At 41.0% G+C, this 17995-nt stretch carries 14 protein-coding genes; 5 read left to right on the forward strand and 9 right to left on the reverse strand.

Annotated elements, in window-relative coordinates; genetic code table 11:
* Positions 1–22: 22 nt before the first annotated feature.
* Both ACFQ3Q_RS02065 and rnr read right to left on the reverse strand, forming a co-directional pair.
* On the reverse strand, positions 23–697 hold the full coding sequence (locus ACFQ3Q_RS02065; protein ID WP_380742427.1) for a head GIN domain-containing protein: 675 nt from the start codon (positions 695–697) through the stop codon (positions 23–25).
* Between the two features lie 14 nt (positions 698–711).
* Complete coding sequence (rnr, locus tag ACFQ3Q_RS02070; RefSeq protein ID WP_380742429.1) at positions 712–2907, reverse strand: ribonuclease R; 2196 nt, start codon at positions 2905–2907, stop codon at positions 712–714.
* A gap of 444 nt (positions 2908–3351) precedes the next feature.
* Between rnr and ACFQ3Q_RS02075 the strand changes: the two genes are divergently transcribed.
* From ACFQ3Q_RS02075 to ACFQ3Q_RS02085, 3 genes are all read left to right on the forward strand, one after another.
* On the forward strand, positions 3352–3591 hold the full coding sequence (locus ACFQ3Q_RS02075) for a putative signal transducing protein (RefSeq protein WP_380742431.1): 240 nt from the start codon (positions 3352–3354) through the stop codon (positions 3589–3591).
* 521 nt (positions 3592–4112) lie between these two features.
* Positions 4113–4547 (forward strand): ribose 5-phosphate isomerase B, encoded by a 435-nt coding sequence (rpiB, locus tag ACFQ3Q_RS02080; protein WP_380742433.1) that lies wholly within the window; start codon positions 4113–4115, stop codon positions 4545–4547.
* A gap of 83 nt (positions 4548–4630) precedes the next feature.
* Entirely contained in the window at positions 4631–5071 is a 441-nt protein-coding gene (locus tag ACFQ3Q_RS02085) for a GNAT family N-acetyltransferase (protein ID WP_380742435.1), read from the forward strand.
* A gap of 1 nt (position 5072) precedes the next feature.
* Here the strand turns inward: ACFQ3Q_RS02085 and ACFQ3Q_RS02090 are convergent, their stop codons facing one another.
* The 5 genes from ACFQ3Q_RS02090 to ACFQ3Q_RS02110 form a co-directional block, all read right to left on the reverse strand.
* The gene (locus ACFQ3Q_RS02090) at positions 5073–6707 is read right to left on the reverse strand and encodes a S41 family peptidase (protein ID WP_380742437.1); all 1635 of its coding nucleotides are present in this window, start codon (positions 6705–6707) and stop codon (positions 5073–5075) included.
* Positions 6688–7074, reverse strand: a complete 387-nt coding sequence (rnpA, locus tag ACFQ3Q_RS02095; RefSeq protein ID WP_380742439.1) for a ribonuclease P protein component — start codon at positions 7072–7074, stop codon at positions 6688–6690. Before rnpA ends, ACFQ3Q_RS02090 begins: the two co-directional genes overlap by 20 nt.
* Positions 7075–7195: 121 nt before the next feature.
* On the reverse strand, positions 7196–9055 hold the full coding sequence (locus ACFQ3Q_RS02100) for a M1 family metallopeptidase (RefSeq protein ID WP_380742441.1): 1860 nt from the start codon (positions 9053–9055) through the stop codon (positions 7196–7198).
* A gap of 9 nt (positions 9056–9064) precedes the next feature.
* The gene (locus tag ACFQ3Q_RS02105; RefSeq protein ID WP_380742443.1) at positions 9065–10741 is read right to left on the reverse strand and encodes a S8 family peptidase; all 1677 of its coding nucleotides are present in this window, start codon (positions 10739–10741) and stop codon (positions 9065–9067) included.
* A gap of 5 nt (positions 10742–10746) precedes the next feature.
* Complete coding sequence (locus ACFQ3Q_RS02110; RefSeq protein ID WP_380742445.1) at positions 10747–11610, reverse strand: MBL fold metallo-hydrolase; 864 nt, start codon at positions 11608–11610, stop codon at positions 10747–10749.
* Positions 11611–11780: 170 nt separating this feature from the next.
* Between ACFQ3Q_RS02110 and ACFQ3Q_RS02115 the strand changes: the two genes are divergently transcribed.
* Positions 11781–13661, forward strand: coding sequence for a cation:proton antiporter (locus ACFQ3Q_RS02115; protein ID WP_380742446.1), 1881 nt, complete (start codon positions 11781–11783; stop codon positions 13659–13661).
* 10 nt (positions 13662–13671) lie between these two features.
* Here ACFQ3Q_RS02115 and ACFQ3Q_RS02120 read toward each other — a convergent pair whose 3' ends face one another.
* The gene (locus ACFQ3Q_RS02120) at positions 13672–14430 is read right to left on the reverse strand and encodes a YebC/PmpR family DNA-binding transcriptional regulator (protein ID WP_380742448.1); all 759 of its coding nucleotides are present in this window, start codon (positions 14428–14430) and stop codon (positions 13672–13674) included.
* A gap of 176 nt (positions 14431–14606) precedes the next feature.
* The gene (lepA, locus tag ACFQ3Q_RS02125) at positions 14607–16403 is read right to left on the reverse strand and encodes a translation elongation factor 4 (RefSeq protein ID WP_380742450.1); all 1797 of its coding nucleotides are present in this window, start codon (positions 16401–16403) and stop codon (positions 14607–14609) included.
* Positions 16404–16737: 334 nt separating this feature from the next.
* On the opposite strand from lepA, the gene ACFQ3Q_RS02130 reads away from it, so the two are divergent.
* Entirely contained in the window at positions 16738–17988 is a 1251-nt protein-coding gene (locus tag ACFQ3Q_RS02130; protein ID WP_380742452.1) for a sugar MFS transporter, read from the forward strand.
* The last annotated feature ends 7 nt before the right edge of the window (positions 17989–17995 follow it).

The following is a 17995-nucleotide window of genomic DNA, read 5'->3' on the forward strand; positions in this document are numbered from 1 at the left end:
ATCTTTTACAAAAGTAAAGTTTTTAGTTTTTCCGATTTATGTTACCTCCAAAGAGGGTATTCTTATCTATCACTTCAGGATTTCCGTAGACATTCACAGTACCGCCAGCCCTAACCTTCGCATTAACGGCCTTTTTAGCTGTAATATCTGCAACACCCCCGGCGCTTATACTAATATCAACCTGGTTGGAATTGAGATTCTTGGCGTAATATTTTCCACCGGCCCTTATGGTAACCTCCTGCAGATCTGCCTTTCCGGAAACTTCTATCTCACCTCCTGTAAGACATTTTGAAGTTAAAGTCTCAACATTTATTTCGGCAAAGATGTCTGCCCCTTCCTGGGTTTCGAGATGCAGCCTGTCCTGTTTCATCTTATCCTTAACTTTCACTGAGGTTCCCTGGATTGCTTCTATCCTGTCTACTTTTTTGTAGTAAAGATTTACTACGGTATTATCATCATCATCCCAAATGTTATCTATGCTCATCTTAATTTTAAGAGTACCGTCGTCCAGCTTAAATTCAACTTCATCCCGATTACTTCCGGTTATAACCGCCCGGTTTTGGTCTCCTTTAATCAGGGTTACTTCTACACCGTCATAAACTTTAATCCCGGTAAAATTTCCCAGGTCGTGAGTGATCTTTTGCCCCGCCATCTGGACGGAAAAAAGCCCGATCAACATAACTGCTAAATATTTCATCCTTATAACAATTTTTATTTCTCTACATCTGCCCGGGACCCGATCAGGTTAAAATCAAGATGCCTTTTCAAAAGATCGGCATTCTTCACAGTAACATAAACTTCGTCCCCTAACTGGTATACCTGTTTTGTTCTTTTTCCTACTATGGCATAGTTCTCTTCGTCGTATTCGTAATGATCGTCATTAATATCACGAAGCCTCACCATACCTTCACATTTATTCTGTTCAATTTCAACAAAGATACCCCATTCTGTAACTCCGGAAATCACCCCTAAAAACTGTTCATCCTGATGATCCTGCATGAACTTCACCTGCATATACTTTATGGAATCACGTTCAGCGTTGGTAGCAAGATTTTCCATCTCACTGCTGTGGTGACATTTCTCTTCATATTCCTCCTGTTTAGCCGATTCGTTCTTATCCAGATAATGCTGTAAAAGCCTGTGAACCATCACATCTGGATAACGCCGAATTGGCGAGGTAAAATGGGTGTAATAATCGAAAGCAAGCCCATAATGACCAATATTCTCGGTTCCGTAATAGGCCTTACTCATCGTTCTTATGGTAAGGGTATCTACCATATTCTGTTCCTTTTTACCCTGAACATCTGCCAACAGACTGTTTAATGAAGATGAAACCGATTTCCGGTCTTTCAGATCCAGTTTATGACCGAATTTTGAAACTACTTTTTCAAGAGAAGCCAGTTTTTCATCATTAGGTTCATCGTGACAACGATAAATAAAGGTCTTTTCCGGCTTTTGTTTTCCAATGAAGGCGGCAACCTTTCGGTTTGCCAGCAACATAAACTCCTCGATCAGCTTATTGGCATCTTCAGAGGTTTTGAAATAAACACCAACGGGTTCATTTTCTTCGCTCAGCTGAAATTTCACCTCCACTTTATCAAAGGAAATAGCCCCTTCCCGCATCCGGTCTGCCCTCATTTTCTTGGCCAGCCTGTCCATTTCAAGGATCGCACTCACGATGGCCTCATCTGTGGTATAAGCATCTTCCTTTATGGAAATATCTTTCGGAATATTGGCCTGCTTAGATTTAATGATGTGTTGTGCTTCTTCGTAAGCGAACCTGGCATCAGAATAGGTAACTGTTCTTCCGAACCATTGATCCACCACATTGGCTTTCTTATCCAGTTCAAAAACAGCCGAGAAGGTATATTTTTCTTCGTTGGGTCTTAAAGAACAGGCATTATTGGATAAAACCTCGGGAAGCATAGGAACCACCCTGTCCACAAGGTAAACTGAAGTTGCCCTTTCGTAGGCTTCCTCATCCAGAATTGTACCCGGTTTCACGTAATGCGAAACATCGGCAATATGAATTCCTATTTCCACATTTCCATTATCCAGTTCCCTGAAGCTTAAAGCATCATCAAAGTCTTTGGCATCCTTGGGATCTATGGTAAAAGTTAGAACGTCGCGCATATCCCGACGTTTTTTTATTTCAGATTCCTGAATAGAGGTGTCCAGCTCATTGGCATAAGCTTCAACTTCAGCAGGAAAATCGTGCGGTAAGCCATATTGGGCTAAAATTCCGTGTATCTCGGTATGATGTTCTCCAGGAGTACCAAGCACTTTAATGATCTTTCCGAAAGGAGAATCGGCTTTTTCCGGCCATTCTTCCATTTCCACGATCACTTTATCCCCGTCTTTGGCCTCCCCAATTTTGTTCCGCTGAACAAAAATATCGGTATACATCTTCGGGTCTTCCATCACCACGAAACCAAAATCTTTTTTAAGCTGAAGCACCCCGACAAATTCGGTCCTTTTCCTTTTTACAATTTTGGTGATCTCGCCTTCCGACTTTTTCTTCCGACGACGATTGTAGATATAGATCTCCACCTCGTCTCCGTTAAATGCTTTGTTCAGGCTGTTTGGAGGGATGAAAATATCATCCTCCAGTTCGTCTACCATCACATAACCAAAGCCTTTGGTGGTCATATCGAGAATACCACGATGGTAATCCCTCTTGTCTTCTATTTTAAATTTCCCGCGATCTACCTGTTCAATCTGCTTTTTAGCTGCAAGCTGGGCCAGTTTCTTTATGATCTGATTCCTGCTACTGGCGTCATCCACACCCAGTTTTGAAGCAATTTGCTTGTAGTTAAAAGTTTTACCGGCATCCTTGCGAAGTATATCTATGATGCTCTTTGAAAGGTTTGATATTTTTGGAGATGTGTTTTTTTTCTTTTTCCTCATTTCAATTATTAAAATATAAAATTACGGCTTAATACTTACATGAAATATTTTTAAGTGTAAAGTTTTGTTAAGTAGCCAATAAGCGGATAAAAATTTCTTTTACAAAGGCTTCTTATTCTGGTTTTCCCCCATTTTTCGTCAATAACCCCATTTTTAGTATCGGTTTCTTAAATTTTTCTTAATTTTGTTTTAACATTTAATCTAATAAACTGATTTAGTTTTGATTATAATTTAACATTATTTTTAGATGCCAAGGCCCAATAAAATAACGCTATTATTCTTCTTCATTTTTCTTATTGGGGTGATCGGAACCTTGACGTACATCAACAAAACGATCAATAAAAAATCAGAGATTAACCCGCTTCTAAACAAGATAGAAACCAAAGATACTTCTGTTACTTTTCAGGAATAAATAGTATTTTTAATAGCATAACTTCCTGTGCTATGAGAGAATATATTTTTTTGATCAGCTTTACTTATCCACACGAATGCCTTGTGATCAAAAACCTGTTTGAACAGGAAAATATTCGTTTCTATATGCGCAATGAGACCCTGGTATCACTGATCCCATTCTCTTCTAATGCTTTCGGCGGGATAAGACTAATGGTCCACCCTAAAGATTTTAAAAAAGCTAAAAAAATTCTGGACTCTTTTCAGAATTCTTCCCATCTAAAAATCGTGTAGTTGTTAACACTATATATATCTATTATTATTTCTTCTTTTTAAAAAAACTAAAAATGAATATTATCATGGCTTGTTAATTTGTGGAATAACTTTTCGGGTGAAAATTTGGTTTCTGACTTATCGACTTTTAATAACAGGTTATCAACATAACTTAAAAAACCTAAAGCTTTGATACTCTTATTAATTTAAGATTTACTTAACAGAAGTTGAAAAAGCATTGTTAATAGAATTTCTTAAAACTTTCTAAAAGCATGAGTGTTCAAAACGTAATTTTTGATGCTCATAACTTGCAAAAAAATAACCGACTTATAATTTGAGCATGTGAGTTTAAAATTGGTATTGAAATAAAAATCAAATCATGCAAATAAGATTTTGACTTTCTCATAAACGCTTATCTACATGTGATTGTTAATAGTAAAGCCTTGAAAATAAAGCTATTTTAAAAAGTAATTAACAATGCAATTTTGAGGCGTTAATAAGGCCTTTTTTTACCTTTGCCACATCTTATAAAATCTTTCAAAATGAAAATAGCAATAGGTAACGACCACGCCGGTACCCAGTACAAGAAGAAAATTGTTGAACTTCTTAAACAACGCGGTATAGATGTGACCAATTATGGTACCAATAACGACGATAGTGTGGACTATCCCGATTTTGTTCATCCCGTAGCAAACGATGTCGAGACTAAAAAGGTAGATTTTGGTATTATTATTTGTGGTAGTGGGAATGGTGCTAATATGACCGCCAATAAACATCAGGGCGTTCGTTCGGCTTTGTGCTGGAATAAGGAAATCACTCAATTGGCCCGCGAACATAATGACGCTAATGTCCTGAGTATTCCGGCGCGTTTCGTTTCTTTACCTCAGGCCGAGGATATGGTAAAAACTTTTCTGGATACGGCTTTTGAAGGCGGACGTCATCAAAATCGTGTGGCAAAGATCCCGGTTCAGAAATAATTATTCAGGATTAACCGACCTTTATTTTCTCCGTTTTTTAAGCCGGGGCGGAACCGACAGCTCTAATTTTAAGCTATTTTTATATGAAAATTGAAGTAAAAACCTTTTCTCAATTAAGCCTGGACGAACTTTATAAAATACTTCAGTTAAGGTCTGAAGTATTTGTTGTGGAACAGGATTGTGTCTATCAGGATATTGATGGGAAAGATGATAAGGCGTTACATATTATAGGGAAAGAAGGAGAAAGGATCGTTGCTTACACCCGTTGTTTTGATAAAGGTTTTTATTTTGAAGAGGCTGCTATTGGCAGGGTCGTAGTTGCAAAAGATCAGCGAAAATACGGTTTTGGCCACGAGATTATGAAGGCCTCTTTAAAAGCAATTGAAGATCATTTTAATACTACCGCTGTAAAGCTTTCAGCACAACAATACCTCATAGAATTTTATGAATCTCACGGTTTTAAGACCATTGGTGAAGGCTATCTTGAAGACGGGATCCCTCATATAGCTATGCTAAAGAAATAATTTATCTTAGAATCTCCTGATAACGACCCGCATCGTTCAGTACTTTTTTAGCTTCTACTATTTCGGGGTTGTTCTTTACATAATAATCATAAAGTCCCTCTTTGTAGAAATAGCGTTTTATGATTTCATCTGTAAGCAAACTTACAATTTCCGGCTTTTTAGCCTCGAGTTCCTGATTTTTATAAACTTCTATTTCCTGGGATATGGCTTTATAATCATCAAGGATCTTCTGTTCCAGATCTTCATCCCGGGCCGTATTCAATAGTTTGTCCAGCTCTTTTTCGGTTTCTGTTTTGTATTCAAAACCAGAACTCTTCAGAAAATTTTTAAAATCTGCAAAATCCTTATCGGTAAATACAAAGTCCTCAGGATCCTTAAGATCGTGGGCATAATAATAATTAGTAGCGAAGTCAAAGATAGCTTCATCCATCAATAAGGCATTGGTTATACTGCTGTATTCTGAGGTTTTCAATTTCAGGTCGGGCAGGATCCCTCCTCCGTCATAAACCTTTCTCCCGTTTCTTGTAGAGAATTCATTATAATCTTCCACCTTGGTCCTTACAGCATTTCCTTCTTCATCCCTGGTACGGTAATCCAATGCCTGAATACACCTGCCACTTGGGGTATAATACCTGGAAATGGTGATTTTTAGCTGAGTTCCGTATGCCAGTTCTTTTGGGCGTTGTACCAGGCCTTTCCCGAAACTCCTTGCACCGGCAACCACGCCCCTGTCCAGATCCTGAATTGCACCGCTAACGATCTCACTGGCAGAAGCACTTCTTCCGTTAATTAAAACCACTAACGGAATTTTGGTGTCTACCGGTTCCTTTTGGGTATAATATTCCTTGTTGTATTTTTCGATCACCGATTTCGTGGTGGTGATCAGTTCCCCTTTGTCAATAAAAATATTACTCACATTAATAGCTTCCCCAAGCAATCCGCCCGGATTTCCTCTCAGGTCGAGAATAATCTTATCTGCTCCCTGGTTCTTAAGATCTTTTAATGCCCTGGAAGTTTCTTCAGATGCCTTTGCATTGAATCTGGAAAGAACAATATAACCCGAATTGTCCTCTAATAATTTATAATATGGAACAGCTTTTACTTCAACTGAACCTCGGGTAAGACTGGTGGTTTTTATCTCTCCCTGACGCCTGTAGCTGAGTTCTACCTTAGAATTCACGGCGCCATTAAGCAGTTCTCCCGCATCTTCTTCAAAATCGGCTACATTTATGTTCCCGATCTTAATAATTTCATCTCCGGCCTTTAATCCGGCTTTATCGGCCGGATAATCCTTATAGGGTTCAACGATGGTAATGGTTTTTCCATCTGTTCTTACAAGTGCTCCAATGCCGGTATATTCTCCGGAATTATTAATCCTGGCAGCCTCAACATCCTGTTCGTTCCAGTAATTGGTATAGGGATCCAGATCTTTCAGCATTGCGAGGATGGCCGTATCCATCAGCTCAGCGGGATTAGTCTCGTCCACATAGTTCATATTGATCTCCTTGAACAGGGTGGTGAAGATCTCTATCTGTTTGGCGATCTCAAAGAAATCAGATTTAAAACTCACGCTGCCAAAGAACAGGCAGGCGCCTAAAATCAGAATTCCGGTGCGTTTAATCAGCTGCTTTTTCATAACCTTCTTCCTTTTGCTTAAACCTTTCCAGAACAGTGATGATCTTAGAATTCATTTCGTCCTGGCTTATCTCATCCCGGGAGAGGTAGATAAACATAAATGCATAACCCGGGCCAGCTACAAGATACTTATTTTTTCTGAAAGCTTCCCGCATTAATCGTTTTATGCGATTGCGTTTTACGGCGGTCTTTACAATTTTCTTAGGCACCGAAAATCCCGATTTGGTCGGGATATTTTCTTCTGTAGTGCTTAAAGGAAGATAAACCAGCTTAACGGGATATTTCTTCACCGATCTTCCGCGGGTGAATAACTCCTCGATGACTTTTTTACTTTTTAATTTCTCGCTTTTGCCCAGTCGCTGGTTCATATTTCAAAAGTAAGTATTGCATCTATTACAGAAACTTATTTGAAGGAATTTTTAGCCGAAATCATAAAATAAAAAACCCCGTCCGGTAAGGACAGGGTTTCTTAAAATTGAAATTATTCAATTAATCCTGACCTTCCTCAGAAGTGGTTTCTTCAGCAGTATAGGTGTTATTGTCACGGTCTACATCGGCCATAAGCTGAGAATCGTCTATTTCCACAGATTTTATTTCAGCTAAAGGTTTATCCAGCTCCAATTCATAGGTAGGGTAAGCCCAGGCCCAGTCATCGGCTATGCTTCTGTCTATATTAGAGGCTGAAGGCTTTTCCCAACGCATCATCTGTAAAGGAATATAGATAAGCTCTTCAGACCCGTCGGTATATCTAACTTTTACGTCTAAAGGCATAGGCATAAGTCCTATTCTTTCAAGAGTGACCTTGGTGGAATTTTCATCCTCAGATTCCACGTTTTTGATCGCGTAATCTATGGTATTCGTGGTCCTGGTCCAGTCATTAAGGTACCAGTCCAGCTCAGCACCGGTGATCTTTTCAGCTATTCTGATGAAATCGTTTGGAGTAGGATGCTTGAACTTCCATTCCTCATAATAACGGTTTAGGGTCTTATCAAGATTTTCCTTCCCGATAATATATCCTAATTGAGCAAGAAAAACTGCTCCTTTAGAATAAGCTGAAGCTCCGTAAACCCCGTTATATTTATATCTGTCGGCGTGTGTGGTCTGCGGTTGCTCTACACCCGAATTGGCCAGCTGAATGTAACCTGAGTAAGAACCCGTATGCGGATTTTCAGCATAGGTCTGCATGACCTGGTTCATCGCTTCATCTGAAATATAAGAGGTGAAGCCTTCATCCATCCATTCGTTGGTGCTTTCATTGGTTGCCATAAGATGCTGAAACCAGGCGTGGGCCAGCTCGTGAGCGGTCACCCCAACAAGGCTGCCGAAGCTTCTCTCGCCGGTGATCAGGGTAAGCATGGCATACTCCATACCACCGTCTCCACCCTGTACCACAGAGTACTGCTTCCACGGATATGGTCCTATCTTTTCATTGAAGAACTTCAGAAGCTCAGCGGTTTTAGGCTGAAGCTTTTCCCAGTTTTCCTTAATCTCATCGTTGTCTTTGTAAAGAAAATGAAGCATCACCCCGCTTTGGGTCTCCAGTTTGTCGTGAATGTATTCAGGATCTGCTGCCCAGGTGAAATCGTGCACCTGAGGCGCTATAAAATGCCAGGTTAACTTCTCTCCTGTTCGCTCTACCTTGGTTCCTTCTTCTTCGTAACCATAACCTATCTCATTGGCATTCTGAAGATATCCGGAGGCTCCCAGGATATAATCTTTATCGATACTGATCTTAACGTCGAAATTTCCCCATACTCCCTGCCATTCACGGCCTATATAAGGGTCGGCGTGCCAGCCCTCATAGTCATATTCAGCCATTTTAGGATACCATTGGCTCATAGAAAGGGCTACGCCTTCAGCGTTGTTCCTCCCCGATCTTCTGATCTGTTGCGGTACCTGCCCTTCAAATTCCATATCGAAATTAACGCTTTCCCCGGGCGCGATAGGTTTGGCTAGTTCCACTTCGAGAACCGTTCCTACTTCTTCATATTCCAGATCTGTACCGTTTTGGCTTAGAGAAGAAACTTTTAGATAACCCTGTTCTGAAGGCTCCAATTTCGAGATACGGTCTCTTACTCTCTGGTCCGGGTCCTTAATGGTTCTGGAACGCACATCCATTTCACTTCCCGGTTGAAAAGCATTGAAAAACAGATGGTAAAATACCCTTTTAAGGGTGTCCGGGGAGTTATTGGTGTATTTAAGTTCCTGTGTTCCCGTATACTGATAATTTTGCACGTTCATATCTACATCCATCTTATAGTCCACGTGCTGCTGCCAGTAGGATGTATTGTTTTGAGCCTGGACCCAGGCTGTAGCTAAAATTGTTAAACTTAGAATTAATCTTTTCATTGGAATCTTTTATTTTGTTTGTGAGGCAAGAATTAAGGCATTATAAAGGTTTACCATTCTTCCTGAAGTTGATAATTCACTGAATGCTTTTGTATTATTGCTGTCCCCTCCTACTATTACCGAAGCATTGGTAGGCAGCCCACTGTTCATAATAATCTCTTTAACCTGAGAAGCGCTAAGCTTAGGATAAAAAGACCTGATCATAGCCGCTACTCCGGTCACAGCCGGTGCGGCCATAGAAGTTCCCTGAAGGAATTCATATTCGTTATTGGGCGTGGTAGACCATATCTTGGTTCCGGGAGCAAATACATCAACATTCATTTTTCCGTAATTTGAGAATCCGGCTATCAGGTCGGCGCCGTATTCATAATTTAATGCTCCTACGGTTAGAAAGCTGTCGCTGATTTCTGTAGGATTGTCTGGAGTCTGGTCATTAGGGTAGATCATTTCGCCATCGAGATCCAGCCCGTCATTTCCTGCTGCATTTACTATTAAGACATCATTTTCAGCGGCATATTTAAGGGCTTCTCTCACCCATTCAGGATTGGTGGAAAAGTACTTTCCAAAGCTGGTATTGATCACCTTGGCACCATTATCTACCGCATAACGGATGGCAAGTGCGATATCCTTGTCGTACTCATCTCCATCCGGTACGGCTCTAATGGCCATTATCTCTACATTATTGGCAACTCCTTTAATTCCCAGGTTGTTGTTTCTTTCCGCAGCAATGATCCCGGCCACGTGAGTTCCGTGTTTTACGTGCTCTTTGTCGGCTTCCGGCCCGGAAACCCTGTTGTCACCGTAATCCCTGTCTTGTATGTTATAAGGATCGTCCCCAACTACTTCTCTTCCGTCAAGTTCCAGATTAAAGTGGCTTTCAAGACGCCCTGCATAATAATCTATGGCTTCGTCCAGCTCTTTAAGAGCTTCAGGAATATTCTCATTCACGTTATTCTGAATCTGCATCAGCATTGCCTTATATTGTGACATTGGCTGCGCATTGGCTTCCATAGCAGAAAGTTCTTCTTTGGTGTAATCTTCCTTTCCTAGACGATTTGAAACTGCTGCGTGTGCCGCTACCAGTTGCTCCTTGATCTGTTCATATTGATTCTTTGTCTGGAGAGTTTCCTGGTATTCTTTTTCATATTCGGTCTTGGCTTCTTTGTAAAGGATGAATTCTTTTTGATCTGCCGTGCTGATGGAACTGGCAGTTTTTCCTTCATATTTAGGCTTTAAACGCTTATAGATACGGGTATATTCCATATTCTCCTTCACGGCGTCTCCAAGGAAGTTCCATCCGTGAACGTCATCTACATAGCCGTTGTTGTCATCATCTTTGTTGTTATTCGGAATTTCATCGGCATTGGTCCAAATCACACCATCCAGGTCTTCATGTTCAATATCCACCCCGCTGTCTATAACACCAACAATTACGGTTTTTCCTTTCTGATTTTTAATGATCTCATCATAGGCTTTTTTCACACTCATTCCCGGGATGGTATCCTTAACCAGGTCTGCTCCTCCCCAGCCTTTAAGCTGAGTTTCGGAGAGATCAGTAACTTTTAAAGGGATAGAATCTATATTCTCTATTGGGGTTGAAACAATTTTTGGAGCTGTACTGCTACAACTGGCAAGCAAACCGGCCGAAGCAGCTACAAGTAGGGGTTTATAAAATGGTATTCTCATGGTTATTAGTTAAAAATTTCATTAAAAGTAAAGGTTTTATTTAATCTAACCCCTTTCTCAGTGTGCTTTAGGGTGATAATTTCGTTATGGGCATCGTGTTCCATAAACAGGTAAAAGTCTTCGTCTGCCGCTTTTTTAAGGAAAGCATCTTTTTCCGGAAGGGTAAGCAAAGGCCGGGTATCATACCCCATTACATAGGGAAGTGGGATATGTCCCGCGGTAGGTAAAAGATCGGCCATAAATACAAGGGTCTTCCCTTTGTATTTTATATGCGGGATCATTTGCTTGTCGGTATGCCCATCAACATAAAGTACATCAAAGCCGAGATCCGGAGCCGCAGCATATTTTTCATCTTTTTTACGGTCAAGGAAATGAAGCTGCCCGCTTTCCTGCATCGGGATGATGTTTTCTTTTAAGAAGGAAGCTTTTTCACGGGCATTGGGAACTGTAGCCCATTTCCAGTGCTCCTCGTTGCTCCAGAAGCGTGCATTTTTAAATGCAGGCTCATAGCCCGTACGGTCTTTGTTCCATTGAATGCTTCCGCCGCAATGGTCAAAATGAAGGTGCGTCATGAACACATCGGTGATATCATCCCGGTGAAAACCGTATTTCTTCAGGGATTTATCTATGGAATCATCCCCCCACTGGTAGTAATAACTAAAGAATTTTTCACTTTGTTTGTCTCCCAGGCCTGTATCGATAAGAATCAGTTTGTCACCATCCTCAATTAAAAGACATCTTGCACCGATATCTATCATATTGTTGGCATCGGCAGGATTGGTGCGGCTCCACAAAGATTTTGGGACCACTCCAAACATAGCGCCTCCGTCAAGTTTAAAATTACCGGCTTCTATTGGATATAGTTTCATTTAAGAATAGATTTTTATATTTAGCAAAGACTTGTATGCAAAATAGAAAAACAAAATATTAATATTATCATATAAGATTGATTTAACAAGATGTTATCACCCAAGTGCTGCATCTTTATACTGAAGTATTTTTAATACTTTTAAACCTTCAACCAAACCAAAAAATTGCGATGTTAGAATTAGCGGGAATAATAATATTAGGAATATTGGCGCAATGGCTTGCCTGGAAACTTAAAATTCCTGCTATCCTGCCATTGATCCTTATTGGGCTCTCCGTTGGGCCTATAGCAACTCTTTTTACCGAAGATGGCGGAAAACTTATAGAACCTATCTGGAACGGGGAATCGGGATTGTTTCCCGGAGAAAGCCTGTTCTATTTTGTTTCATTAGCCATTGGGGTGATCCTTTTTGAAGGTGGGCTAACGCTTAGAAAAGGTGAGATTCTTAATGTGGGGCCGGTGATCGTAAAGCTTATTACGGTAGCCGTGATCGTTACTTTTATAGGTGCAGGGATCGCTGCCAAGGTAATCTTTGATCTTTCCTGGCAGATATCCTTCCTGTTCGCAGCCCTCATTATTGTGACGGGTCCTACGGTTATTACCCCTATCTTAAGGAATATTCCGCTTAGGAAAGATGTTTCTGCCATCCTAAAATGGGAGGGTATTCTTATAGATCCCATAGGGGCCTTAGTAGCCGTTTTGGTGTTTGAATTTATCAGCGCCGGGAAAGGCCGTGAATTTACGGAAACTGCCTTGTTGGAGTTCGGTAAGATCGTGCTGTTCGGGTTTACCTTTGGATTTACCTTTGCTCACGGACTTGCCTTTGCGATCAAAAAGAACATAATTCCTCATTATTTACTGAACGTACTTACCCTTGCCGCCGTGCTCGGGGTATTTGTGCTTTCAGATTCCTTTGCCCACGAAAGCGGACTTTTAGCCGTGGTGATTATGGGAATGGTAATGGGGAACATCAATCTGCCTAACCTTAAGGAGTTGCTTTATTTCAAGGAATCGCTCAGCGTATTGCTTATTTCTATTCTCTTTATACTTCTGGCGGCCAATATCAATATGGAAGATCTGTACCTGGTATTCAATACCAAGGCTTTATGGCTGTTTGCTGTAGTGGTGTTCCTGGTGCGTCCATTAGGGGTATTTGTAAGTAGTATAGGCTCGTCCCTTAAATTCAATGAAAAGCTTTTTATCAGCTGGGTTGGTCCAAGAGGTATTGTAGCTGCGGGTATTGCTTCCCTTTTTGGATTAGAACTTGCAAGCCAGGGTGTTGAAGGAGCTGAATATATTACTCCATTGGTGTTTATGGTGGTACTGGGTACGGTATTGTTAAATGCTACCACTGCCCGGTTTTTTGCACAGCTGGTTGGTGTTTTTCTTAAGAATTCCGAAGGTATCCTAATTATCGGCGCTTCAGATATTTCAAGGATCATCGGAGAGTATTTGAAAAGGCACAACAGGCACGTGGTACTTGTGGATAATAACGGGACGAATATTCGAAAGGCCAAGGAACTTGGACTGGAGGCTATACAGGAGAACGTTTATTCTGATGATCTTATCAATAATATTGAACTGAATGATATCGGGTATTTAATGGCGATGACCAGTAACAGTGAAATCAATAAGAATGCGATCAATAAATTTAAAAAGCATTTTGGTGAAAACGGTTCTTTTAGGGTGGTTTCTTCAGACGAGATGAATAATCCTGAGGATAATCCGAAAGAAGGCCTGTTCTCGCAAACCGATGATTATATAAAACTTACCAATCTTGCAAGGAGATACCCTTCCATAAATGAAGTTGTGCTCAACTCAAAGGAACACTACGAAGGACTCATAGAAATTTCCAAAACAGATTCAGAGATCATTCCCCTCTTTGTAAAGGATAATGAAGGAGATTTGAGCATTATTCCTTCAAACAGTAAAGATGTGGAGATTGAAGAAGGCTTCCAGCTTGTTTATTTAGGAAAAGAACTGGATGAGGATATCAGGAAAAAAACTGAACAGAAAAATGATGAGGAAACCATAGAAATAGAAGAAAAATAGGCCTCTGCTCCTATTTTTCTTCCATTGCGTCTACAAGCTCGTCGCTTATTTCAAGGTTGTGGAATACATTCTGAACATCATCATCGTCCTCAAATTTTTCCACCAGGTCAAGGATCTTTTTAGCATCTTCAACAGGAAGCTCCACGGTATTCATAGGAATCCGCTGTACTTCTGAATTTTTAGGTTCCAGTCCCAGCTCCTCAAGTTTTGAAGACATTAACCCAAAGTCATTGAATTCGGTGTAGACCGTGATCAGGTCTTCCTCTTTTTCTATGGTGGTTGCACCACCTTCTATAAGTTCCAGCTCCAGTTCTTCAAGATCCATTTCTATCTTTTCTCTTTCCAGAACAAATACGCCTTTTTTATCAAAAAGAAATTCGAGCGAACCATTGGTTCCGAGATTTCCGCCGTTCTTGGAGAAAATAGATCTTACCGAAGCTACCGTACGGTTGGTGTTATCTGTGGTACACTCTATGAAAAATGCGATCCCGTTAGGGCCGTAGCCTTCAAAGGTTACAGTTTCATAATTATCGGCGTCGGCACCACTGGCCTTTTTGATCGCGCGTTCAATGGTATCCTTGGGCATATTTACCCCTTTGGCATTAGAAATGGCATTGCGCAAGCCGGGATTGGATTCAGGGTCCGGCCCTCCTCCTTCTTTCACTGCAACACTTATTTCCTTGATTGCCCTGGTAAACTGCTTTGCGCGTTTTTTATCCTGTGCCCCTTTACGGTGTTTTATATTTGCCCATTTACTGTGTCCGGCCATTTTTTGAGTTTTTTAGTTAATAATTGCCGATTTTAGCTCATTTTTCGACTAAAATTGCTCAGAAATACAAAATTAAGAAAATACCACATACAAGAAAACCCCGGGCTTTTTTACATAGCACGGGGTTTTGTATAAGTTGGATTTAGCGCTGACGTCTGGCGTCTAAAAACTAATTTTTAATCGTTCAGTTTAAGAACCGCCATAAAAGCTTCCTGGGGAATCTCAACATTTCCTACCTGGCGCATACGTTTCTTACCTTTTTTCTGCTTTTCAAGGAGTTTACGCTTACGGGAGATATCCCCTCCGTAACATTTGGCAGTAACATCTTTTCTAAGCGCTTTTACGGTCTCTCTGGCAATGATCTTAGAACCAATGGCAGCCTGAATAGGAATATCGAATTGCTGGCGTGGAATAAGCTCTTTCAGCTTCTCACACATTTTCTTTCCAATATCGTAAGCATTGTCAACGTGTAACAGTGCCGAAAGGGCATCTACCTTATTTCCGTTAAGCAGCACGTCTACCTTCACCAGCTTGGATTCTCTCATCCCGATAGGGGAATAGTCGAAAGAAGCATAACCTCTGGAAACTGTTTTCAGCCTGTCATAGAAATCGAATACGATCTCTGCTAGCGGCATATCAAAAGTAAGCTCCACCCTTTCAGGAGTCAGGTAAGTCTGGTTGGTGATCTCTCCTCTTTTCTCGATACACAAGGACATTACAGGCCCAACATAATCGGCTTTTGTAATAATGCTGGCTTTAATATATGGCTCTTCTACCCTGTTTAAGGTTGAAGGCTCCGGAAGATCTGACGGGTTATTTACCAGGATCACTTCATCCGGGTTCTTATTGGTATAGGCATAATATGAAACGTTAGGTACCGTGGTGATCACGGTCATATCAAACTCACGTTCCAGACGCTCCTGGATGATCTCCAGGTGCAGCATTCCTAAGAATCCGCAACGAAAACCGAATCCTAATGCCGCAGAACTTTCAGGGGTGAAAACCAGGGAAGCATCATTTAGCTGAAGCTTCTCCATAGAGGCCCTTAATTCTTCATAATCTTCGGTGTCTACAGGATAGATCCCGGCGAAAACCATCGGCTTAACATCCTCAAAACCGGCCACGGCTTCGGTGGTTGGATTCTTCGCATCGGTAATGGTATCACCCACTTTCACCTCACGGGCATCTTTGATCCCGGTAATAAGATAACCTACATCTCCGGTTTTAATTTCATCTTTCTTGATCTGGGTAAGCTTTAAGGTCCCTACCTCGTCGGCATAATAATCTTTACCCGTAGCGACGAATTTAATATGCTGCCCTTTCTTAATTGTTCCGTTAATCACCCTGAAGAAGGTTTCAACTCCTCTGAAAGGATTGTAAACAGAATCGAAGATCAGGGCTCTTAAAGGCGCATCCACTTTTCCGCTTGGCGGCGGAATTCTTGTAATAATGGCATCCAGTATCTCCTGAATTCCAAGACCGGTCTTTGCGCTGGCCGGGATCACATCATCACGGTCACAACCCAGAAGATCAACAATATCATCGGTCACTTCCTCAGGATTTGCGCTGGGAAGGTCAATTTTATTCAATACAGGAATGATCTCCAGGTCATTTTCAAGAGCCAGATACAGGTTTGAGATGGTCTGTGCCTGTATGCTCTGTGCTGCATCTACAATAAGCAAAGCACCTTCACAGGCAGCGATGGAACGGGAAACTTCGTAAGAAAAATCAACGTGTCCGGGAGTATCGATCAGGTTGAGCACATATTTTTCGTCATTATGAATATAGTCCATCTGGATGGCGTGGCTCTTAATAGTGATTCCGCGCTCTCTCTCCAGATCCATGTTATCCAAAAGCTGTTCCTGCTTTTCACGATCGGTTACCGATCCTGTAAAGTCAAGCAGCCTGTCTGCCAGGGTACTCTTTCCGTGATCAATATGGGCTATTATACAAAAGTTACGAATGTGCTTCATAGGTAAATTTAAGTGGTTGTTTTTCTCAAATTGGTACAACCGAATTTAAGTTTACAAATATAGTTTATTTAGCAGTCTTTAAAGAAAGTTTAGCCCAATTGTCTGCAATTTCCGTCTCAGGAGGTTTCCCAAAAGAAGAATGACTTAAAACAGCTTTTATTAAAATTTTAATTAATCTTTTTGGTATTTATAAAAAAAGTTGTTTAAGTAATAGGTATTATAAAAAACTTTCTTTTTTTTGTAATTAGCTTTAATTATTGGAAGTTTACTAAACCTAAATCTAAGCCTTTTTACAATAAGCTAATCAGGCAACTATAAAAAGAAATTCACTATTATGTCCGGTACTTCAAACAACAACAGCAGGTCTATCGTAATCATCGGAGTCCTGTTTTTTATTTTCGGATTCGTAACCTGGTTGAACTCCGTTTTGATCCCTTACCTTAAGATCGCCTGCGAACTGAACAATTTTGAGTCTTATCTTGTGGCTTTTGCCTTTTATATCTCTTATCTGGTTATGGCCATCCCAAGTTCAAAAGTACTGAAGCTTACCGGTTTTAAGAACGGAATGTCTGTGGGCCTTCTTGTAATGGCTGTGGGAACTCTAATCTTTATTCCTGCAGCGATGACGCGTACCTACGTTTTATTCCTGTTAGGTCTATTTGTTCAGGGTACGGGGCTTGCGGTACTTCAAACAGCAGCTAACCCGTATATTACCATTTTGGGCCCTATAGAAAGTGCTGCCAAGCGTATTAGCATTATGGGGATCTGTAATAAGGTGGCCGGAGTGATCGCGCCTATTGTGCTTGGAGCTATTGCCCTGAAGAATGCCGATGAGCTGGTTGAAAAACTGGATACAATGACGGTTGCCCAGAAAGCCGAAGAGCTTGATGCTTTGTCCGCAAGAGTAATTACGCCCTATATAATTATGACTGCGGTGCTAATTGGGTTGGCCGTCCTTATTTATTTTTCAACGTTGCCTGAGGTGGAAGCAGATTCTGAAGATGAAACCCTGGCTGCAGCTAATAAAAATAAAACCAGTGTGCTGCAATTCCCTCACTTGCTTTTAGGTACTCTTGCGATGTTCCTTTACGTAGGGGTAGAGGTAATTGCCGGAGACACGGTTATTAGTTATGGTGCAGCGCAGGATATTGAATTTGCAACCGCCAAATTCTTCACCAGCATCACCCTGGGAGCGATGATCGTAGGTTACCTTATAGGTATCGTAGCCATTCCTAAATACATCACTCAGCAAAAGGCCCTTAAGATCTCCGGAATTTTGGGGATCATCCTGGGGATAGCCGCATTACTTACAGACGGGGTTGTCTCTGTTCTTTGCATTTCGCTGTTAGGGCTTGCAAATGCACTTGTGTTTCCTGCAATCTGGCCATTGGCAATAGACGGCCTTGGAAGATTTACCAAAATAGGTTCTTCTTTCCTTATTATGGCACTTGCCGGAGGGGCTGTAATACCGCTTATTTACGGGTTACTTGCCGATGCCATAGATCCTCAAATGGCCTATATTATCGTTATCCCTTGTTACCTTTATATCTGGTACTTCGCGGCTAAAGGACATAAAATAAGATAAACCATAT

Source organism: Salegentibacter chungangensis (assembly GCF_042678405.1).
Classification (GTDB): domain Bacteria; phylum Bacteroidota; class Bacteroidia; order Flavobacteriales; family Flavobacteriaceae; genus Salegentibacter_A; species Salegentibacter_A chungangensis.